Source organism: Ensifer sp. BR816 (genome assembly GCF_000378985.1).
Lineage (GTDB): Bacteria > Pseudomonadota > Alphaproteobacteria > Rhizobiales > Rhizobiaceae > Sinorhizobium.
On record NZ_KB905370.1, the window covers coordinates 321,125 to 335,415 of the forward strand.

Here is a 14,291-nt window from a genome sequence, read left to right on the forward strand (position 1 = left end):
GATTCCGAAGCTCGATGGCAGAGCGTCATGCGTTGGAAAAGTTGCGCAGATACGATTTTGTTGCGTTGCACCCTAGCGCTTTTAAATCGATTAGATTATATCTGCCCCTGACCTGAACGAGATCGAGACATCCCATGAGCAGCCAGATCATTCCAGTCGAACCGTTTGACTATGTCGTGTTCGGCGGCACCGGCGATCTTGCGGAGCGCAAGCTGTTGCCGGCCCTCTACCATCGCCAGATGGAAGGCCAGTTCAGCGAACCGACGCGAATCATCGGCGCCTCGCGTGCTGCCCTCACCCATGACGAATATCGCAAATTCGCGACCGACGCGCTCAAGGAGCACCTGAAGTCCGGCGAGTTCGACGAAGCCGAGGTCGAGAAGTTCGCCGCGCGGCTCTCCTACGTCTCGGTCGACGCGAAATCGGAACAGGGCTGGGACGACCTGAAGAAAATCCTGGATGAAGGCAAGGATCGCACCCGCGCCTTCTATCTGGCCGTCGGCCCGGCGATCTTCGGCGATATTTCCGAGCGGATCCGCGATCACAAGCTCATCACCAGGAACACCCGCATCGTCGTCGAAAAGCCGATCGGACGCGATCTCGCTTCCGCGACGGAATTGAACGACACGATTGGCAAGGTGTTCCGCGAAGAGCAGATCTTCCGCATCGATCACTATCTCGGCAAGGAGACGGTGCAGAACCTGATGGCGCTGCGCTTCGCCAACGCACTTTACGAGCCGCTGTGGAACTCGGCCCATATCGACCACGTGCAGATCACCGTCGCCGAATCGGTCGGCCTGGAAAATCGCGCCGGCTACTACGACAAGGCGGGCGCACTCCGCGACATGGTGCAGAACCACATTCTCCAGCTCGTCTGTTTCGTCGCCATGGAAGCGCCGACCTCGATGGACGCGGAAGCCGTGCGCGACGAGAAGCTCAAGGTGCTGAGAGCCCTGAAGCCGATCACCGCCGCCAATGCCGAGCAGGTCACGGTGCGTGGCCAGTATCGCGCCGGCGCATCGGCCGGCGGCCCGGTCAAGGGCTACCTCGAAGAGCTCGAAGGCGGCGTTTCCAACACGGAAACCTTCGTCGCGATCAAGGCCGAGATCAGCAACTGGCGCTGGGCCGGAGTGCCGTTCTACATCCGCACCGGCAAGCGCATGGCCGGCCGCATGTCGGAAATCGTCATTACCTTCAAGCAGATCCCGCACTCGATCTTCGACAACAGCGCCGGGCGCATCTCCGCCAACCAGTTGATGATCCGGCTGCAGCCGAACGAGGGCGTCAAGCAATCGCTGATGATCAAGGACCCCGGACCGGGCGGCATGCGCCTCAGGAACGTCCCCCTCGACATGAGCTTTGCCGAGGCCTTCGGCGTGCGCAATGCCGATGCTTATGAGCGGCTGCTGCTCGACGTCATCCGCAACAACCAGACACTCTTCGTGCGCCGCGACGAAGTGGAGGCCGCCTGGCATTGGGTCGATCCGATCCTCAAGGCCTGGGAAACGACGGGACAACAGGTACAGGGCTACACCGCCGGAACCTGGGGACCGAGCCAGGCGATCGCGCTCATCGAACGCGACGGCCGCACCTGGAACGACACGATCTAGGACCGGCCCCATGAGCGAGATCCTGCATACGTACGAGAATGGAGCCGCGCTGGCGGAAGGGCTTGCCGATATGATCGGCGCCAGGCTCGCCGCGGCGATTGCGGCGCGCGGCGCGGCGAGCATCGCGCTTTCGGGCGGCTCGACGCCTAAGGCGTTTTTCCGCGCCCTGTCAGAGCGCGACCTCGATTGGACGAAGGTGACGATCACCCTCGTCGACGAGCGTTTCGTGCCGCCGGAGAGCGACCGCTCCAATCACGCGCTCGTCGCCGCCAACCTCATTCAGAACAAGGCGGCCGTGGCGCGCTTCGTGCCGCTCTATCAGACCGCGGCGACGGCCGAGGATGCGGCTGCAATCGCCAGCAGGAAAACGGCCGCGATCCCTGCCCCCTTCGACGTTGTCGTGCTCGGCATGGGAACGGACGGCCACACCGCATCGTTCTTTCCAGGCGGGACTCGGCTCGCAGAAGCACTCGATCCGAAAACGCCGCGCGGCGTGATCACGATGGAGGCCGAGGGGGCCGGCGAAACCCGCCTCACCTTGACGTTCTCGAGCCTTGAGGATGCCGGATATCTCGTCCTTCATATCGAGGGAGAGGGGAAGAAGGAGGTCCTTGCCCGAGCGCAAGCAGCGGGCCAGGAAGCCGAAATGCCGATCCGCGCCGTGCTGAGGCGGGCGGCATCGCCGCTGCAGATCTACTGGGCGCCCTAACGCGTCCGGGCAAGATACAGCATTCAAGGCGTTACAGCGACGCGCCGCCTGGAAGCATTGCCGCTGTAAGCCGATGACAGGATAAAGACCAAGGGGTCCGAAGACTCCGGAACAGGATGTGCCATGTCCGCCGATTCCCGCATTGCCGCCATCACCGCCCGTATCGTCGAGCGTTCGAAACCCTATCGCGAACCTTACCTGGAACGCATCCGCGGCGCCGCGGCGAATGGGCCGCACCGCAGTGTGCTCGGCTGCGGCAACCTCGCGCATGGATTTGCCGTCTGTTCCCCCGCCGAGAAGGTGGCGCTCGCCGGCGACCGCGTCCCGAACCTCGGCATCATCACCTCCTATAACGACATGCTCTCGGCGCATCAGCCGTTCGAAACCTATCCGGCACTGATCCGCGAGGCGGCCAGCGAGGCGGGCGGCGTGGCGCAGGTTGCGGGCGGGGTGCCGGCGATGTGCGACGGTGTCACCCAGGGGCAGCCCGGCATGGAACTGTCGCTCTTCTCGCGCGATCTGATCGCCATGGCCGCCGGCGTCGGCCTCTCGCACAACATGTTCGATGCCGCCGTCTACCTCGGCGTCTGCGACAAGATCGTGCCGGGCCTGACGATCGCGGCGCTGACCTTCGGCCATCTGCCCGCCGTCTTCATCCCGGCCGGGCCGATGACCTCCGGCCTGCCGAATGACGAGAAGGCGAAGATCCGCCAGCTCTTCGCCGAAGGCAAGGTCGGCCGCGACGAACTGCTCGAGGCGGAATCGAAGTCCTATCACGGCCCCGGTACCTGCACCTTCTACGGCACGGCAAACTCCAACCAGATGCTGATGGAGATCATGGGCTTCCACCTGCCGGGCGCCTCCTTCATCAATCCCGGCACGCCGCTGCGCGACGCGCTGACCAAGGAGGCGGCCAAGCGGGCCCTGGCGATCACCGCGCTTGGCAATGAATTCACGCCCGCCGGCGAGATGATCGACGAACGCTCGATCGTCAACGGCGTCGTCGGTCTGCATGCGACCGGCGGTTCCACCAATCACACCATGCACCTCGTCGCCATGGCGCGCGCCGCCGGTATCGCGCTGACCTGGCAGGATATCTCGGAACTCTCCGACATCGTGCCGCTGCTCGCCCGCGTCTATCCGAACGGGCTTGCGGATGTGAACCACTTCCACGCGGCCGGCGGCATGGGCTTCCTGATTGCCCAGCTTCTCAAGAACGGCCTGCTGCACGACGACGTCCGGACCGTCTTCGGCCAGGGGCTCGACGCCTATGCGATCGACGTCAAGCTCGGCGAAAACGGCACCGTCAAGCGCGTGCCGGCGCCTGAGCAAAGCGCGGATCCGAAGGTGCTCTCAACCATCGACCAACCCTTCCAGCACACCGGCGGCCTCAAAATGCTGACCGGCAATCTCGGCAAGGCGGTCATCAAGATCTCGGCCGTCAAGCCGGATCGCCATGTCATCGAAGCTCCTGCCAAGATCTTCAACGATCAGGCCGAGCTCAACGCGGCCTTCAAGGCGGGCAAGCTCGAAGGCGATTTCGTCGCCGTCGTCCGGTTCCAGGGCCCGAAGGCGAACGGCATGCCCGAGCTCCACAAGCTGACGACGGTGCTCGGCATCCTGCAGGACCGCGGCCAGAAGGTGGCGCTCCTTACCGACGGCCGCATGTCCGGCGCGTCGGGCAAGGTGCCGGCGGCCATCCATGTCACGCCGGAAGCCAAGGACGCCGGGCCGATCGCCCGCGTCCAGGAGGGCGATATCGTCCGCATCGACGCGGTCAAGGGAACGATCGAGGTCAAGATCGACGACATCGCGCTGAAGACGCGCGTGCCGGCGCATATCGACCTCTCTGACAACGATTTCGGCATGGGCCGCGAGCTCTTCGCGCCGTTCCGGCAGATCGCCGGCACCGCCGACGCCGGCGCAAGCGTGTTGTTCCACTAGACTAGCGCAGCACTCGTTTAGGGAAGCGGTCCGGGAGGCATATCGTTCCGGTCATATCGCTCGACCTCGAGCGCAAAGACGTCCACGCCCTCGATGCAGCGAGCATTGAGCGACAGGCGGTCGCCCGGATAGCCGCTGCGCATGATTGCCGTCCCGCATGTGGCGCAAAAGTGGTGCCCCTCCGTCAGGCCGCGCCAGATATAGGTCGACATCCGGCGCTTTTGCGTGACGAGCCTGACGGCGTCGGCATCCACCTTCCAGTGAAGGAACCCCGAGCGCCGGCAGGTCGAGCAGTTGCACTCGACGAGCCGCGAAAGTTCAGCGTCAACCTCGACTACGATTTCGCCGCAGTGACAGGACAGGCGATAGGGTCGTTGCATTGGCGGCTCCCTCGCTTGCGCTCACTCACGTGGCCGACCGGGCTCGATCACGTCGCGAACGAGCTTTCCGCGTTCAGCGATAGATGTCCAGCGTGCGGTTGCGATGGTTCGGATGGGTGCTGTAGACGAAGATCCGATTCAGGTCGCGATCGCTCAACAGCCGCAGGAACCGGGCCTCGATGAGGTTGTTGCCGTGGACCCGCTTCAACAGGCAGCCGATCAGCGGAATGCGAGCGCTCGGGATGTCGAGATAGAAATTCTGCGGAAGCTGGAACTTCGTCACGATGCCGAGCACGGCGCTGCTTTTCGAGAGCTTGATGATCTCGCAGCGGCGCGACGACAGGTTCTGCATTCCCTTCTCGGTGAATTCGATCCGCGCGTCGTTCCGCGTGTCCTCCATCGGGAAGTTCGCCTCCCGATCATACATGAACGACTCTTCCTTGTTGAGAAAGTGCCGGGGCATTACGGGCGCCGCGCCGCTCATAGAATTCACCTTTCGCATTCCAATTGCAGTCACGCTATCCCGTGAAATTTAACAGAGAGTTTGGGCCCAGGCCCGGCACACAAAAAACCCGTCTGACAGTGTGAACTGACCCCCGAAAGTTGGACATCCAACTTCGGGGGTCAGTTCACAGTGCCGGACGGGTTGGAAAGAAAGAACAAAAAAGCGCCTAAGCCCGATAGCTGCGCCCGTCGGCGTCGAAGAGGTGAAGCTTCGCCTTGTCGGCGGTAAACCGTACCTTGTCGCCGCGCCCGACCTTCAGAATGCCGGGAATTTTCGCGATGATCGGTTCGCTCTCGACGAGCCCTTCTATGTAAAGCAGCGTCACCTCGCCGAGCGCTTCGACGATGGCAATTGTTCCCTCGAACAGGAAATCCTGGCCGTCCGTCACTTCGAGGTCTTCCGGCCGCACCCCGAAACTCGCCTTCTTGCCGTTTTCAGACGCGTTCGTCGGGATGTCGAGCGTCACGGATTTTCCGCCTGTAAGGTTCACCGTCGTCTGCGCGCCGGTCGCCGTGATCGTCGAGGGGATGACGTTCATGGCCGGCGAGCCGATGAAGCGGGCGACGAAGAGGTTCGCCGGCCGCTCGTAAAGCTCGAGCGGCGCGCCGACCTGCTCGATGTGACCCAAGGACAAAACCACGATGCGGTCGGCGAGCGTCATCGCCTCCACCTGGTCGTGGGTGACATAGATCATCGTCGTGTCCGCCATCCGCTCGCTGAGCTTGGCGATCTCGATGCGGGTGGCGACACGGAGTGCGGCATCGAGGTTCGACAGCGGTTCGTCGAAGAGGAAGACCTTCGGGTTGCGGCAAATCGCTCGCCCGATCGCCACGCGCTGGCGCTGCCCGCCGGAGAGCGCCTTCGGAAGCCGGTCGAGAAACTTGGTGAGCTGGAGGATTTCCGCCGCCGAGCGGACGCGGCGGTCGATCTCCTCCTTCGATTCCTTGGCGATCCGCATGCCGAAGGCCATGTTGTCGTAGACGGTCATATGCGGGTAGAGCGCATAGGACTGGAACACCATGGCGATGCCGCGCTTCGACGGCGGCACATCGTTGACGCGCTCGCCGTCGATGAACATATCGCCACCGGTGATCTCCTCGAGCCCGGCGATCATCCGGAGCAGCGTCGACTTCCCGCAACCGGACGGCCCGACGAAGACGACGAACTCACCTTGCTTGATGTCGAGATTGATGCCGTGAATGACATCGACCGCCCCATAGGACTTGCGGATGTCTTTTAGCAGCAGGCCCGTCATTGCACCCTCCCCTCGGTTTTCTACGCCAGACGCGCGAAGAACGCGCCCCAGGCCGGAAGATTGATCTTGCTGTCCTTTATATCAGAGATGAAGCCGTGGCCGTCGAGCGGCTCGACCGCACCGTCCGGCAGGTCCGCGGAGGCAGGCTCCTCGCCCATGTTGAAGAGGCAGAAGAGCCTCTCATTGCCGTGGATCCTGATGAAGCCCAAGAGCGGCGACCGCGTCTCGACGAATTCGATGTCCCCCTTGGCAAGGCTCGGATGCGCCTTCCTGAAATGCAGGAAGCGACGATAGTGCTCTAGCACCGAGGCCGGATCGCCCTCCTGGATGGCGACAGCCTGCGGAAGGTGATCCGCCGGTATCGGCAGCCAGGGTTTGGCGCTGCTGAAGCCGCCGTCCGGCAGGCTCTCCCACACCATCGGCGTCCGGCAGCCGTCGCGACCCTTGAAATCCGGCCAGAACTGGATGCCGTAGGGATCCTGAAGGTCCTCATAGGCAAGTTCCGCTTCCGGCAGCGCCAGTTCCTCGCCCTGGTAGATGCAGACCGAGCCGCGCAGCGACATCAGCAGGCTCGCAAGCAGCTTGGCGTGGCCGGCGTGATCGGCGACGCCGGAACCCCAGCGGCTGACGTGACGCACGACATCGTGGTTTGCGAAGGCCCAGCAGGCCCAGCCTTCCGGTGCGACCTTCTTGAAATCGCTTATGACCTCGGCGACGCGCTCCGGCGTCAGCGGATCCGGTGCCAGGAACTCGAAGGCGTAGCACATCTGCACCTTGTCGCCGCCCGACGTGTATTCGCCGGCGATCTCGAGGCCACGCTGGCTGTCGCCGACCTCGCCGACGGCCGCGATCGCCGGGAACTCGTCCATGACCGCGCGGAAGCGCTTCAGGAAGTCCAGGTTCTCCGGGCGGTTCTTGTCGTAGATATGTTCCTGATAGTTGTAGGGGTTGACGGCAGGCGCGGTCGAAGCGTTGCGACGCTCCGGCGCCAGCGCCGGATTGTCGCGCAGCTCTCTGTCATGGAAATAGAAGTTGATCGTGTCGAGGCGGAAGCCGTCGACGCCGCGTTCCAGCCAGAAGCGTTCAACGGCAAGCAACGCGTCCTGCACTTCCGGATTGTGCAGGTTGAGGTCGGGCTGCGACGTCAGGAAGTTGTGCAGGTAATATTGCAGCCGCGTCGGATCCCAGGCCCAGGCGGAGCCGCCGAAGATCGACAGCCAGTTGTTTGGCGGCGTGCCGTCCGGCTTGGAGTCGGCCCAGACATACCAGTCGGCCTTGGCGTTGCTGCGGCTGGAGCGGCTCTCGACGAACCAGGGATGCTGGTCCGAGGTATGCGACAGGACGAGGTCGATCATCACGCGAAGGCCGAGGCGATGAGCCTCCGCGATCAGTGCATCGAAATCCCTGAGCGTGCCGAAGATCGGGTCGACATCCGTGTAGTTCGACACGTCGTAGCCGAAATCGCGCATCGGCGAGGTGAAGAAGGGCGAGATCCAGATGGCGTCCGCGCCGAGCGCCGCGACATGCGGCAGGCGGGCGGTGATGCCTTTCAGATCGCCGATTCCATCGCCATTGGTGTCCTGGAAGGAACGCGGGTAGATCTGATAGATCACCGCGCCGCGCCACCAGTCCCTGTCGGCCGTCAGGATTGCGCCGGTCTTTTCGGTCTTGTTCATGCGAATTTGAAGTCCCTGTCTAGAATTGTCAGCCACCCTTGACCGAACCCGACAACAGACCACGAACGAGGTAGCGTTGCAGGGCGAAGAAGACGATCAGAGGAACGACGATGGTGATGAAGGCGGAAGCGGTGAGGATTTCCCAATTGCCGCCGCGGGAACCGAGGAGATTGACCAGGCGCCCGGTCAGGACCAGCGAATCCTCGCCGGCGCCGAGGAAGACGATGGCGACGAGCAGGTCGTTCCAGGTCCAGAGGAACTGGAAGATGGCGAAGGAGGCGAGCGCCGGGAACGACAAGGGCAGGATGATCTTGACGAAGATGTCGAAATCGCTGGCGCCGTCGACGCGCGCCGATTCCATGATCTCGCGCGGCAGGCCGGCCATGTAGTTGCGCAAAAGATAGATCGCCAGCGGCAGTCCGAAGCCGGTGTGGGCGAGCCAGATGCCCATATAGGTCTTGGCCGGCACGCCGAAGAAAGCGCCGACGCCGTTATAGAGCTGCAGCAGCGGAATGAGCGACATCTGCAGCGGCACGACGAGCAGACCGACGACGACGGCGAGCAGGATGGCGCGACCCGGGAAAGGCATCCAGGCCAGCGCATAGGCCGCAAAGGCGGCAATCAGGATCGGGATCACCGTCGACGGTATCGCGACCGTCAGCGAGTTGAGGAACGACGTGCCGATGCCGGCCGCGCTCAGCACCTCGATGTAGTTGTCGATCGTGAAGCGCGGCGGCGTAGAGGCGGTATAGAAGATGCGCTGGCCGCGCGATCCTTCCATCTTCGTGTCCGCGGCAATCTCGAAGCTGCCATCCGCCTGTACAGTCAGCTTCTCGCCATCATTGAGCTCTGCCGTCTCGCCGGGTTTGAACTTCGCCGGCTCGCGGCTGGAGAAGCCGAAGGCGGAAATCTGGCCGCCACCCTGCCCTTCGAGCAGATTGCCGGAGATCACGAACTTGCCGTCCCGTTCGACCTGGCTATCGGCCGAAGGCGCACGCGCCACGGCGTTGCGCGACGAGGTCGCCAGCGCCGTCCACCAGCCGGAGACAGCGAGCTGGTCCTTGTCACGCAGCGACGAGATCAGCAGGCCGGCCGTCGGCATGGTCCAGAGAAGGACGAGGAGCAGGACCGAAAGATGGACGGCCCAGGTGAGCGGAGAACGCGTCGATGGGTTCATCTCAGTGGCCTCCCGATTCCTTGGTAGCGTTGCGGATGTTCCAGATCATGATGGGAATGACGAGGATCATGATGACCACCGCGATCGACGCGCCGCGCCCGAAGTCCCCGCCGCCCCGGAACATCCAGTCGAACATCAGGTTGGCGAGCACCTGGCTCTGCCATTGGCCGTTGGTCATCGCCAGCACGATATCGAAGACCTTCAGCACGAGGATGGTAATGGTCGTCCAGACGACCGCGATCGTGCCCCAGATCTGCGGCACCATGATCTTGAAGAAGATCTGCCAGCCATTGGCGCCGTCGATGACCGCCGCCTCGATCGTCTCCTCCGGAATGCCGCGGAGCGCCGCGGAGAGGATGACCATGGCGAAGCCGGTCTGGATCCAGATGAGGATGACCATCAGGAAGAAGTTGTTCCAGAAGGGCAGCGTGATCCAGGCCTGGGGCTCGCCGCCGAAGGCGACGACGATGGCGTTCAACAGGCCGATCTGCTCGGAGCCGGCAGCCCGGTAGTCGTAGATGAATTTCCAGATGACCGCGGCGCCGACGAAGGAGATCGCCATCGGCATGAAGATCAGCGTCTTGGCGATATTGCCCCACCAGATGCGATCGGTCAGCGCGGCGATGATGAGACCGAAGAAGGTCGAGAGCGCCGGCACGACCAAGAGCCAGAGGAAATTGTTGAAGATCGACTGGCGGAATTCACCGTCGCTGATCATCCAGTCGTAGTTGCGCGCCCCGACGAAATTCTGGCCGCCCCTGTCGTGGAAGCTCAGCCACACGGATTGGATCACCGGGTAGATCAGATAGATCGTCAGCGCGAACAAAGCCGGCGCCAGGAACAGCCACGGCCGGATGGCATTGGTGATCCTGAGGTTGCGCGAGGCGGCAGCACCCGACAGCCCCTTCGACGGAAAAATCCAATCAAGAACAAAATTGGTGGCCCAGAAATAGGCCGCGCAGGCCAGGACACCGGCTATCATCGTCAGAATGGCGAAAACCAACTGCATGACACATCCCTCCCCTCAAACGCCTGCGGAACCGGACGTTCCAGGCGCATTGCTCGACGGCGCTTTCCGCTTTTTGTTGGGATGCCCGCTGACGCGGGCCGATCCGATAGGAAGGCGGCGGACGGGACATGCCGTCCGCCGCCCCGGACTTACTTGATGGCGTCCCAGGCCTTCTGGACACCGGCCGCGACGTCGGCCGATGACTTGCCGCCGACATAGTCGACCATGCCGGTCCAGAGCGCGCCGGCGCCGATCTTGCCGGGCATCAGGTCCGAACCGTCGAAGCGGAAGGTCGTGGCGTTGAGCAGGATCTCGCCCTGCTTCTTCAGCGGCGGGTTGCCGTAGACGTCGACATTGACGCCCTTATAGGGCGTCAGGAAGCTCGTCTGCGCCATCCACACCTCGTGCGCGATCGGCGTCTTCAGGAACTCGATGAAGGCGCGCGCGGCCGGCGTATCCTTGGTGATCATCGCAAGCGTACCCGCGCCGAGTACCGGATTGCCAAGCTCCTTCTTGCTCTCATAGGGCGGCATGTAGAAGAAGTCGGCGTCCTCGCCGACCACGGTGCCTTCCGGGAAGAACGAAGGGATGAAGGAGGCCTGATGGTGCAGGTAGCACTTCGGCGGCGAGGCGAAGAGGCCCTTCGGGCTGTCGCGGAAGTCGGTGGAGGCGACCGCTGCCGCACCGCCGTCGACGAACTTGTCGTTTCGCGCGAACCAGCCGAACTCATCGATCGCGCCGGTCACCGCGGGATCCGTGAAGGGAATCTCGTTCTTGACCCACTTGTCGTAGACCTCGGGCGACTGCGTGCGCAGCATCAGGTCTTCGACCCAGTCCGTTGCCGGCCAGCCGGTGGCGCCGCCCGAGCCGAGACCGATGCACCAGGGCTTCTCGCCGTCGGCCGCGATCTTCTCGGTCAGCGCCTTCAGCTCCTCCATGGTCTTCGGCACTTCGTAGCCGGCGTCCTCGAAGTTTTCAGGCACGTACCAGACGAGGGACTTGACGTCGATCTTGAAGGGGAAGGCGTAGAGCGCCGACGTGCCGTCCTTGCCGTTATAGGTGGAAAGGTCCACCCAGGACTGGCCGGCGGCATAATTGTCTAGCAGCCATTGCTTGGTTTCGTCGCCGAGCGGCGTCAGCAGGCCCTTTGCGGCGAGATCGGCAATCAGGCCCGGCTGCGGAAGGACCGCGACATCGGGCGGGCTGCCGGCCTGCGTGTCGATGACGATCTGCTGTTCATAGTTCTCCGAAGAGGAATACTTGACCTCAACCCCCGTCGCCTCGACGAAATAGGCAAAAACGCTCTTGAACAGAACCTCGTCCTCGCCGCGCCAAGGACCGAAGATGGTCAGCGTCTGGCCTTTCAGGTCGTGTCCCTTCTTGAATTCCTCGAAGCTTCCCCAATTGAACTTCGAATCCTCACCCGGCTTGAATTTCAGGTCGGCAGCGCTGGCGGCCCCTGCAAGCAGAGCGAGCGCGGCGACGCCAATCAGCAATGATCTCTTCACGTCCTGGTCCTCCCCAAAAAGAAACCCGGGCGTCACGCCACGGGTGTATCGTCAAGGCGCAATATTCAAAGCGCTTTGAGTTCGCTAACACTCCAATGCCGCCGAGAAAGAGTCAAGGGGCTTTCCTCTGGACGCATATCGCGCTGCAATATTTTGCTTTGCGGCAATGTTTTGCAACGCAAAAAAGCGGTTTCCCGCTTTGTCCTTGATAGAACGAGTGGTATCAGGGCAAAGCAAGCGCTTGCCGAAAGAGCAAAAATAAAGTGAATATCCAAAGCGCTTTGAGAGGAAATCGACCATGGCGGTCAATCTTAAGCAGCTCGCGGAAATTCTCGGACTGTCGCAAACGACGGTCAGTCGCGCGCTCAACGGCTATCCGGAAGTCAACGCGGAGACCCGACAGAGGGTGCTGCAGGCGGTGCGCGAGACCGGCTACCGCCCAAATCGCGCCGCCCAACGGCTCGCAACGGGGAAGGCCTATTCCATCGGGCTGGTGATGCCGATCGCGCCGGGCATCGATTCCGACATCCATTTCGGCGAATTTCTCGCCGGCCTCGCCGAGGAAGCGGTGAAGCACGATTTTCATTTCGTGCTCAACCCCAGCGCACCGGAAGACGAGGAGGCGACGTTCCGGCGGCTGGCGGCAAGCGGCAATGTCGACGCGGTGTTCCTCGCCTATATGCGCGCCAACGATCCACGCATTCCCATGCTGAAGGCGCTGTCGATTCCCTTTGTCGTCCACGGTCGGTCGATCGGCGGACCACGCGACTACCCGTTCCTGGACATCGACAACAGGCGGGCGTTCTACGATGCTACCAAGCTTCTTCTCCAGCTCGGACATCACCGGATCGCGCTGATCAACGGGCCGGAGTATCTCGCCTTTTCCATGCGCAGAAAGAAGGGCGTGGTGCAGGCGCTCGATGAATGGGGCCTCGGCTTCGACGACGAGCTCGTGCATCATTCGGTGATGGCCGATGAATACGGCTATCGAAGCATGCAACGCTTTTTGCATCGGCCCGACCCGCCCACCGCGGTGCTTTGCTCCAGTACGGTGCTGGCGCTTGGTGCGGTGCGTGCAATCAACCAGGCGGGATTGCTGATCGGCCATGACATCTCGATCATCGCCCATGACGACGTGCTGCCGATGCTGAAGCCGGAAAATTTCAGCGTGCCGCTGACGACGACGCGCTCCTCGCTTCGGGCGGCCGGTGCGCGCATCGCAACCCGGCTGATCGGCGGGATTGTCGGCCGTGGTGATTATCCGGAACAGGAACTGTGGCGCGCCGAACTGATCGTGCGCGCCTCGACCGGTCCCGCGCCCGGGCGATAGGCCTTCAGAACTTCGGCGGCTTGCGGCCGGCCTTGCGATGGGCGGCGATGATCGTGTTTGCCATCAGCATGGCGATCGTCATCGGCCCGACGCCACCCGGCACCGGCGTGATGACGCTGGCCACCTTGGCGCTCTCCTCGAAGGCGACGTCGCCGACCAATTTCGTCTTGCCCTCGCCGCGCTCCGGCGCCGGGACCCGGTTGATGCCGACATCGATAACCAGCGCCCCGGGCTTCACCCAATCCGCCTTGACCATTTCCGGGCGTCCGACCGCCGCCACCAGGATATCGGCGTTGCGGCACACGGCCGGTAGATCCCTGGTGCGCGAATGCGCGGTCGTGACCGTCGCATTGGCCGCGAGTAGCAGCGCCGCCATTGGCTTGCCGAAGAGATTGGAGCGGCCGATGACCACGGCGTTGAGCCCGGAGAGGTCTTCGCCATGGGTGCGGCGCACGAAGACCATCGCGCCGGCCGGGGTGCAGGAGACGAGCCCGCCGTCGAGATCGCCGGTCGCGACCTTGCCGGCATTGACGACATGCAGGCCGTCGACATCCTTCTCGGGGAGGATCGACTGGATGATCGGCTCCGATTGAAGATGCTTCGGCAAAGGCAACTGGACGAGAATGCCGTGGATGGACGGATCGGCATTGAGCTCGGCGACAAGGCCCGCAAGTTCCTCCTGCGAGGTCTCCTCGGGCAGAGTGTGCTGGACGGAGAGGAAGCCGCATTCCTTGGCCATCCGGCTCTTCGCCGACACATAGGCATGGCTTGCCGGATCGTCGCCGACGATGACCACCGCGAGGCCGGCCCGCACGCCCGCTTCCGTCTCCAGCGTCCTGGTAGCGGATTTCACGGTTTCGATGACCGAAGCGGCAACGGCCTTGCCATCAATCACAGTCGTCACGGCGTATCTCCCGAATTGTCCTCGACGCGCGCACTCTAGCTGGCGCAACGTTGCGCATTTGCCTGCATGCGCCCTATGCTGTCCCAAATGCATAAATGCAAGTGCCCACGCGAATCACGCCGCGATTCGGCCGGCGATCGCTGCATTTCCTTGCACCGTTGAAAGACCGGGCGTTCGCCCGACGGAACCTTGAGAGTTCGATCGCATGGCAGCGAACGCGCGGCGCGAGTGATTGCCGCCGAGGGCAGGCGATGTTTCCGCAAGGACTATCCGAACCTGGTCAC

13 protein-coding genes are annotated in these 14,291 nt (G+C 63.0%); 4 read left to right on the forward strand and 9 right to left on the reverse strand.

Features of this window, described 5'->3' with window-relative positions:
* Positions 1 to 134 precede the first annotated feature (134 nt).
* The 3 genes from zwf (at position 135) to edd (ending at position 4,263) form a co-directional block, all read left to right on the forward strand.
* The gene (gene zwf, locus RHIBR816_RS0101570) at positions 135 to 1,610 is read left to right on the forward strand and encodes a glucose-6-phosphate dehydrogenase (protein ID WP_018234781.1); all 1,476 of its coding nucleotides are present in this window, start codon (positions 135 to 137) and stop codon (positions 1,608 to 1,610) included.
* A gap of 10 nt (positions 1,611 to 1,620) precedes the next feature.
* A complete protein-coding gene (gene pgl / locus RHIBR816_RS0101575; protein ID WP_018234782.1) occupies positions 1,621 to 2,319 on the forward strand; it encodes a 6-phosphogluconolactonase in 699 nt (232 codons plus the stop codon).
* A gap of 123 nt (positions 2,320 to 2,442) precedes the next feature.
* Positions 2,443 to 4,263, forward strand: coding sequence for a phosphogluconate dehydratase (gene edd / locus RHIBR816_RS0101580; protein WP_018234783.1), 1,821 nt, complete (start codon positions 2,443 to 2,445; stop codon positions 4,261 to 4,263).
* Between the two features lie 17 nt (positions 4,264 to 4,280).
* Here the strand turns inward: edd and RHIBR816_RS0101585 are convergent, their stop codons facing one another.
* From RHIBR816_RS0101585 to RHIBR816_RS37375, 8 genes are all read right to left on the reverse strand, one after another.
* Positions 4,281 to 4,643 (reverse strand): GFA family protein, encoded by a 363-nt coding sequence (locus RHIBR816_RS0101585; RefSeq protein WP_018234784.1) that lies wholly within the window; start codon positions 4,641 to 4,643, stop codon positions 4,281 to 4,283.
* Between the two features lie 73 nt (positions 4,644 to 4,716).
* Positions 4,717 to 5,127, reverse strand: coding sequence for a hypothetical protein (locus RHIBR816_RS0101590; RefSeq protein ID WP_018234785.1), 411 nt, complete (start codon positions 5,125 to 5,127; stop codon positions 4,717 to 4,719).
* 187 nt (positions 5,128 to 5,314) lie between these two features.
* Entirely contained in the window at positions 5,315 to 6,403 is a 1,089-nt protein-coding gene (locus tag RHIBR816_RS0101595; protein WP_018234786.1) for an ABC transporter ATP-binding protein, read from the reverse strand.
* A 20-nt stretch (positions 6,404 to 6,423) separates the two neighbouring features.
* Positions 6,424 to 8,079: an alpha-glucosidase family protein gene (locus RHIBR816_RS0101600; protein WP_018234787.1), complete on the reverse strand. Its 1,656-nt coding sequence runs from the start codon at positions 8,077 to 8,079 to the stop codon at positions 6,424 to 6,426.
* A gap of 28 nt (positions 8,080 to 8,107) precedes the next feature.
* A complete protein-coding gene (locus RHIBR816_RS0101605; protein ID WP_018234788.1) occupies positions 8,108 to 9,256 on the reverse strand; it encodes a carbohydrate ABC transporter permease in 1,149 nt (382 codons plus the stop codon).
* Between the two features lies 1 nt (position 9,257).
* A complete protein-coding gene (locus RHIBR816_RS0101610) occupies positions 9,258 to 10,265 on the reverse strand; it encodes a carbohydrate ABC transporter permease (RefSeq protein ID WP_018234789.1) in 1,008 nt (335 codons plus the stop codon).
* 149 nt (positions 10,266 to 10,414) lie between these two features.
* Entirely contained in the window at positions 10,415 to 11,773 is a 1,359-nt protein-coding gene (locus tag RHIBR816_RS0101615) for an ABC transporter substrate-binding protein (RefSeq protein WP_026186539.1), read from the reverse strand.
* A gap of 84 nt (positions 11,774 to 11,857) precedes the next feature.
* Entirely contained in the window at positions 11,858 to 12,073 is a 216-nt protein-coding gene (locus RHIBR816_RS37375; protein WP_157628135.1) for a hypothetical protein, read from the reverse strand.
* On the opposite strand from RHIBR816_RS37375, the gene RHIBR816_RS0101620 reads away from it, so the two are divergent.
* The gene (locus RHIBR816_RS0101620) at positions 12,072 to 13,103 is read left to right on the forward strand and encodes a substrate-binding domain-containing protein (protein WP_018234791.1); all 1,032 of its coding nucleotides are present in this window, start codon (positions 12,072 to 12,074) and stop codon (positions 13,101 to 13,103) included. The two genes, RHIBR816_RS37375 and RHIBR816_RS0101620, sit on opposite strands and share 2 nt — an antisense overlap.
* Positions 13,104 to 13,107: 4 nt before the next feature.
* On the opposite strand, the gene folD is transcribed toward RHIBR816_RS0101620, so the two are convergent.
* Positions 13,108 to 14,007: a bifunctional methylenetetrahydrofolate dehydrogenase/methenyltetrahydrofolate cyclohydrolase FolD gene (gene folD, locus RHIBR816_RS0101625; protein ID WP_018234792.1), complete on the reverse strand. Its 900-nt coding sequence runs from the start codon at positions 14,005 to 14,007 to the stop codon at positions 13,108 to 13,110.
* Between the last annotated feature and the right edge of the window lie 284 nt (positions 14,008 to 14,291).

Excerpts from the sequence above, each read along its gene's own strand:
- RHIBR816_RS0101590 (WP_018234785.1), bottom strand. The coding sequence starts at position 5,127 with ATGAGCGGCGCGGCGCCCGTAATGCCCCGGCACTTTCTCAACAAGGAA.
- zwf (WP_018234781.1), top strand. The coding sequence starts at position 135 with ATGAGCAGCCAGATCATTCCAGTCGAACCGTTTGACTATGTCGTGTTC.
- RHIBR816_RS0101620 (WP_018234791.1), top strand. The coding sequence starts at position 12,072 with ATGGCGGTCAATCTTAAGCAGCTCGCGGAAATTCTCGGACTGTCGCAA.
- pgl (WP_018234782.1), top strand. The coding sequence starts at position 1,621 with ATGAGCGAGATCCTGCATACGTACGAGAATGGAGCCGCGCTGGCGGAA.
- RHIBR816_RS37375 (WP_157628135.1), bottom strand. The coding sequence starts at position 12,073 with ATGGTCGATTTCCTCTCAAAGCGCTTTGGATATTCACTTTATTTTTGC.
- RHIBR816_RS0101585 (WP_018234784.1), bottom strand. The coding sequence starts at position 4,643 with ATGCAACGACCCTATCGCCTGTCCTGTCACTGCGGCGAAATCGTAGTC.
- RHIBR816_RS0101595 (WP_018234786.1), bottom strand. The coding sequence starts at position 6,403 with ATGACGGGCCTGCTGCTAAAAGACATCCGCAAGTCCTATGGGGCGGTC.
- RHIBR816_RS0101600 (WP_018234787.1), bottom strand. The coding sequence starts at position 8,079 with ATGAACAAGACCGAAAAGACCGGCGCAATCCTGACGGCCGACAGGGAC.
- RHIBR816_RS0101605 (WP_018234788.1), bottom strand. The coding sequence starts at position 9,256 with ATGAACCCATCGACGCGTTCTCCGCTCACCTGGGCCGTCCATCTTTCG.
- edd (WP_018234783.1), top strand. The coding sequence starts at position 2,443 with ATGTCCGCCGATTCCCGCATTGCCGCCATCACCGCCCGTATCGTCGAG.
- RHIBR816_RS0101610 (WP_018234789.1), bottom strand. The coding sequence starts at position 10,265 with ATGCAGTTGGTTTTCGCCATTCTGACGATGATAGCCGGTGTCCTGGCC.